General features: G+C 63.6%; 5 protein-coding genes. All 5 read left to right on the top strand.

The features are described from left to right. A partial coding sequence (locus VGH85_16150) for a FadR/GntR family transcriptional regulator (GenBank protein HEY2175339.1) occupies positions 1 to 692 on the top strand: 692 nt, incomplete at its 5' end. Between the two features lie 48 nt (positions 693 to 740). Continuing rightward, complete coding sequence (locus VGH85_16145) at positions 741 to 1,646, top strand: ABC transporter substrate-binding protein (protein ID HEY2175338.1); 906 nt, start codon at positions 741 to 743, stop codon at positions 1,644 to 1,646. A 103-nt stretch (positions 1,647 to 1,749) separates the two neighbouring features. After that, positions 1,750 to 3,300, top strand: coding sequence for an amino acid ABC transporter permease/ATP-binding protein (locus VGH85_16140; GenBank protein ID HEY2175337.1), 1,551 nt, complete (start codon positions 1,750 to 1,752; stop codon positions 3,298 to 3,300). A 30-nt stretch (positions 3,301 to 3,330) separates the two neighbouring features. After that, positions 3,331 to 4,017, top strand: coding sequence for a cyclase family protein (locus VGH85_16135; protein ID HEY2175336.1), 687 nt, complete (start codon positions 3,331 to 3,333; stop codon positions 4,015 to 4,017). Between the two features lie 135 nt (positions 4,018 to 4,152). Beyond that, positions 4,153 to 4,845: acetamidase/formamidase family protein (locus tag VGH85_16130; protein HEY2175335.1), on the top strand; the 693-nt coding region annotated here is incomplete at its 3' end.

Genomic DNA, 4,845 nt, shown 5'->3' with positions numbered 1-4,845 from the left:
TCAGCCCGCTCGGCCCGCGGGCGCGCAGTGTGAGCGTGCAGATCGTGGCGCATCTGGAACGCCTGATCACCATCGGTGAGCTGAATCCGGGAGACAGGTTGCCCGCGGAGCGCGATCTCGCCGCGGACTTGCAGGTGTCGCGGGCGTCGCTGCGCGAGGCGATGCACGAGTTGGAGGCGAAGACACTTATCGAACGGCGACCGGGTCGCGGAACCATCGTGCTGCCACCACCAGAGTACGTGCGCGACCTCTATGAACACATCTCCGGCGAGGACCGCAAGCTGCGTGATGTCGCGGAACTGCGCGAGACGATCGAGCCGCAGATCGCGCGGCTGGCTGCCTGCCGGGCGACCGACGCGAACCTCATCGCCCTCGACGGTGTGCTCCTACACACAGTCGAGGGATTGAACGCCGCGGGTTCGGTGAAACTGGATCTGGAATTTCACCTGTTGCTGGCGCAAGCCTCGCAAAATCCGTTGCTTGCTTCATTGAACACCTTGGCCAGCTCGTGGACTCGGGCCATTCGCGAGCTTTCTCACGCGACAAGACACTCGCGTGAGGTTTCCTATCGAGGTCATCGCGAGATTCTCGATGCGGTCGCGGCAGGAGACAAAGACGCCGCCGGTGATGCCATGCTCAAACATCTTCAGGAAGTCGCGGAGCTAACAACCCAGAACTATCCCCTGATCTAGTCAAGCTCTACCGCGACTCCTTTCTGTTTCCTCCGAGAGGAATGCGCCGTGCGCAAATTATTTCGCTTCTCTTTATCCGTGCGGACCTGTGGCGCGGTTGCGGCCCTCGGCCTGCTGCTCGCTGGGTGCTCTGCCGGCAGCGGCACCAGCGGAAACGCCAACGCCGGCCCGGTCTCCGCCGCGTGCGCGGCGGTTCAGAAGGCCAACCCGGGCGTAGTGGGCAAGCACTACTCGGTCGGTACGTCGCCGACGCAACCCAGCTATGAGTCGATCGATCCCAGCGACCCTTCTAAGATCGTCGGATTCGACGTTGACTTCCTCGATGCGGTCAGCAAGTGCGCCGGGTTCAGTTATTCGTTCTCTCCCTCCGATTTCCAGACGCTCGTGCCGTCCCTTCAGGCTGGCCGGATTGATATGGTAGTCGCGAACCTGATCGCATCGCCTACTCGAGCGAGGCAAGTAAACTTCGTCATATATCAAAATGACGAGGAAGCCCTGTTGGTCGCACACGACAACCCGAAATCGTTGACCAGTGTTACTGCATTGTGCGGGAGCTCAATCGCCGTTTTCCCGGGAACCGTGCAGGCTGGATTCGTACAGACGCAGAGTGATGCGTGCACCGCAGCCGGCAGGAAGCCGATCGTGATCAACACCTTCAATGACTTCAATGGGTGTGTTCAGGGTGTCCTCGCTGGTCGCAGCGACGCGACGATCGATCCGGTGAGCATGGTCGAGCAGACCGTCGCCAAGTACCCGAGCCGAATCAGTGGCACCGCCCCAATCACGGAGTTCCGATCCCCGATCGGTATCGCTTTCAACAAATCCAGCTCAGAGTTGCAGGCCGCGACACTCGCCGCGGTCAAGTCCGTGCAGGCCGACGGCACCGAGAAGTTGTTGTTCACGAACTGGAAGATCGATCCAGGCAGCCAGGCGCCCGCCACCGAACTTCCGTAGGTCACGGGTGCGGTCGGCGCGGCTATGCGTGCGACGCGCACTGCCCTAGCTCCGCACGCCATGGATCGTCCCTGTCCGGTAACGGTCCTGCGAAAGGCCGCTGATGCGCGAATATCTGCAGTATTTAACCTTGCCCTATCTGTGGCAGGGGGCGCTGATTACTGTCGAGATCGCCGGCGCCTCTTTGGTGGGAGCTGTCATTCTCGGAGCGATCCTGGCCGAGCTCCGCATAGCCCCCGTGGCCCCTTTGCGCGCCCTCGCCGGCGGATACATCTGGCTCATCAGAGGTACACCGCTACTACTGCAACTCTTGTTTCTCTTCGACGTGCTACCAGCAGTCGGTGTCGTTTTGGCGCCCATCCCGACCGCGATCATCGGCTTTACCATCAATGAGTCCGCGTTCTTCGCCGAGATCATTCGAGGTGGCATCCTCTCTGTCGACCGGAATCAGACACTCGCCGCTCAGGCGCTGGGCATGTCGCCGCGGGTCACCAGGCGACACATTGTTATGCCGCTCGCTCTGCGGGCGATCCTGCCGAGTCTGGGCAACGAGTTCATCAACCTGATCAAGGGCACCTCGCTTGCGTCGGTGATCTCGGTGAGCGAGTTGACGCAGCGCAGCCAGTTCCTGTCGTCGCAGACCTTCGTTTTCTTTCCGATCTTCCTCGCCTCCGGCCTGATGTACCTCGTTCTCACCTCAGGCGTCGCACTCGGACAAGGTCGATTCGAGCGGCGGATGAGTCTTGAACGGGTGCCGAAGACTCCTCGCTACTCAAGTCGATCGCGGCGCTCCCCCGGTGTCGCACTGAGCCCGGAACCCGTCGACACCGGTCTACCCCTCGGCAAACCCGTCGACCCGCACCCTCGGGTTCCCGACGTTCACCAGCCGGTCCTGGTCTGTGATGGCGTGCGGAAGAGCTACGGCGGCCGGATGGTGCTCGACGGTCTTGACCTGACCATGCACCGCGGTGAGGTCGTCGCCGTGCTGGGCGGCAGCGGCAGTGGCAAGAGCACGTTGCTGCGTCTGATCAACCATCTCGAGTCCCTCGACGGCGGCGCGATCACCGTGAACGGCCGCCACATCGGCTACACACCATCGGGTGCCCCAGAACGCTCGGCGTCCAGGCTGGCGACGGCACGAGCCGAGGCCCGCATCGGGATGGTCTTTCAGCATTTCAACCTGTTCCCCCATCTGACCGCCCTGGAAAATGTCCGCCTGGCACCGATCTTCGTACATAACCAGGATCCATCTGGGGTCACTCAACAGGCCTTGGCGCTGCTCGCCGAAGTCGGTCTTGCCGATCACGCAGAGAAGATGCCACACCAACTCTCGGGAGGACAGCAGCAGCGCGTGGCCATCGCCCGAGCTATGGCCACTCATCCCAAACTGATGCTCTTCGACGAGCCGACCAGTGCGCTTGACCCCGAAAAGGTCGGCGAGGTGCTCGCCGTCATGCGCCGCTTGGCCGCCGGCGGTATGACAATGCTCGTAGTGACCCACGAAATCCGTTTCGCCCGCGACGTCGCCGACCGGGTGATCTTCATCGAGAACGGGCGAGTCGTGGAGCAGGGCACGCCAGTCCAAATCTTGGAGGCGCCCCAACAGCCGGAGACTAAACGGTTTCTCCATTCCCTGACCACCGTCGGCCTCTAAGCCATTGTTGCATCACCCTGGAGAAGATCAATGAACTTCGACGAGATCGTTGACCTCGGGCACGAGCTCTACACCGGGATGCCCTGTCACGCCGCCAAGATCACCGCATTCTGGACCGTGGACGACTTCGACAACACTCGGCGTCCGAGCGACGGACGCCGCGCCCTGCACAACAAGATGATGCTGCTCAGCGAGCACACCGGCACCCACCTCGACGCCCCCTCTCATTTCGACGAGAATGGAGTATCCGTCGATCATGTGCCGCTTCAGAACCTGATCCTGCCGGGCCACCTTCTCGACGTCTCCCACAAACGGGCACATGAACCGATCGAACCGCGGGATCTGGCCGAGGCCGAGCGCGCGAGTGGCAAGACGATCGGCCCCGGGACGGCCGTCGTGCTGCGCACCGGTCAGGACGTGAACTGGGGGACCGAGGACTTCTTCACCGAACGGCCGCACGTGACCGACGAGAGCGCACGTTGGCTGGTCGAGCGTGGAATCACTCTCTTCTGCACCGATCTCATCGCTATCGATGACCCGGACAAGTGGTGGGAGCCCACCCACACCGCCTTCCTCAAAGGCGGAGTTCCGATGGTGCAACAGTTGAACAATCTCAAGCGACTGGTCGGGAGGGAGTTCACCTTCATCGTCCTCCCCCTGCCGATGCGTGGCGGTACAGCCAGCCCGGTGCGGCCTGTCGCTCTGCTGCACCAATGATCGGGCCTGGCCCACACATCAATTCTGTACATAGGGGCGAATCGCCGCCACTGCCTTACCCGAACTTCTTCCGGCGGCCTGGCCGCCGGCGGTCGGCGCATTATCCGATTCCGACGTCCTCGACGAGAGGTGCCCATGACCAGCCACGTACTCGACCCGACCCCGCGGACGACGGTCGACGTGTTCTGCGCGGATCACCCGCCCGCGATCACCGTCGACCCGGGTGACACCGTCGTGGTCGGGTCGCTCGACGCGGCTGGCCACCTGGAACGTCAGACCGCGCCCGGGCAGGCGCGGCCGCAGATGTTCCCGAATCGCCGAGGACACTGCCTCACCGGGCCGATCGCAGTACGCGGCACACGACGCGGCGACATGCTTGCTGTGCACGTCGTCGGGCTGCACCCCGGCACCTGGGGCTGGACGGTGGCCGGCGCCAAGGAATCGCCGGTCACCCAGCGGCTCGGCCTCGCCGTCGGGTCGCCATCGTGGCTGCTCTGGGAGCTGGACGCCGATGCCGGCAAGGCCACCGAGTCCCGCGGGTTCGTGCGCAGGCTCGCCCCCTTCCTCGGGGTCATGGGCGTGGCGCCCGCCGAACCTGGCGAGCACTCGACAATCCCGCCGCGCGGCAGCACCGGGGGAAACATCGACTGTCGGGAACTGGTGGCCGGCTCAACGCTGTACCTGCCGGTCGACGTGCCCGAGGCGCTGCTCTACCTCGGTGACGGCCACGCCGCCCAGGGCGACGGTGAGGTGGGCGGCTCCGCGATCGAATGCCCGATGACCAGCGAGGTGGTCATCGACGTGGCTCCGGATCGGCCGTTGTCGTCG

The sequence above is a fragment of the Mycobacteriales bacterium genome, from assembly GCA_036497565.1.
Classification (GTDB): domain Bacteria; phylum Actinomycetota; class Actinomycetes; order Mycobacteriales; family QHCD01; genus DASXJE01.
Note: the sequence above shows the minus strand (reverse complement) of the source record. Positions and strands in the feature narration are given on the sequence as shown.

Bases quoted from the DNA above. Each gene is read 5' to 3' on its own strand.
- VGH85_16140 (HEY2175337.1), top strand. From the start codon at position 1,750: ATGCGCGAATATCTGCAGTATTTAACCTTGCCCTATCTGTGGCAGGGG.
- VGH85_16135 (HEY2175336.1), top strand. From the start codon at position 3,331: ATGAACTTCGACGAGATCGTTGACCTCGGGCACGAGCTCTACACCGGG.